Source organism: Streptomyces niveiscabiei, assembly GCF_001419795.1.
GTDB lineage: Bacteria > Actinomycetota > Actinomycetes > Streptomycetales > Streptomycetaceae > Streptomyces > Streptomyces niveiscabiei.
On record NZ_LIRL01000602.1, the window covers coordinates 3626 to 4066 of the forward strand.

Consider the following 441-nt stretch of genomic DNA (forward strand, 5'->3'; position numbering starts at 1 on the left):
CGGCAGCAGCGCCGCGACCAGGCCCCGGAAGACCAGCACGAGCAGCAGCAGGGTGATCGGGATCGCGATCGTCTCCGCCGCGATGATGTCCTTCTCCACCTGGCTGTTCATGTCGTTGTTGATGGCGGTGATCCCGCCGAAGGAGACCGCGACCGCGCCCTGCGGGTCCGAGAGCTCCTCGTGCAGCTTCTTGGCGGTGCGGATCGACGCGTTCTCGTCGCCGTCCACGCGGACGAGGACCAGGCCCGCGTCCTGCGCGCGCAGGGTCGCGTCGCNNCGAGTCGACACCCCCCTTCGCGTCCCTCACCAGGACGACCAGGTTGGGCTGGCTGTCCGGGAAGGAGCGCTCCAGGGCCTCGGCGGCGGCCACCGAGTCCGAGCCGGGGTCGTCGAAGCCGCCCGACTTGAGGTTGTCCAGCACGCCGGCGCTCGCGGCGGCGG

1 protein-coding gene is annotated in these 441 nt (G+C 71.5%); it reads right to left on the bottom strand.

Translation table 11 applies throughout. From position 1 onward, the window contains the following. Positions 1 to 275: MMPL family transporter (locus tag AOK24_RS51205; protein WP_240554146.1), on the bottom strand; the 275-nt coding region annotated here is incomplete at both ends. Positions 276 to 441: the final 166 nt, after the last annotated feature.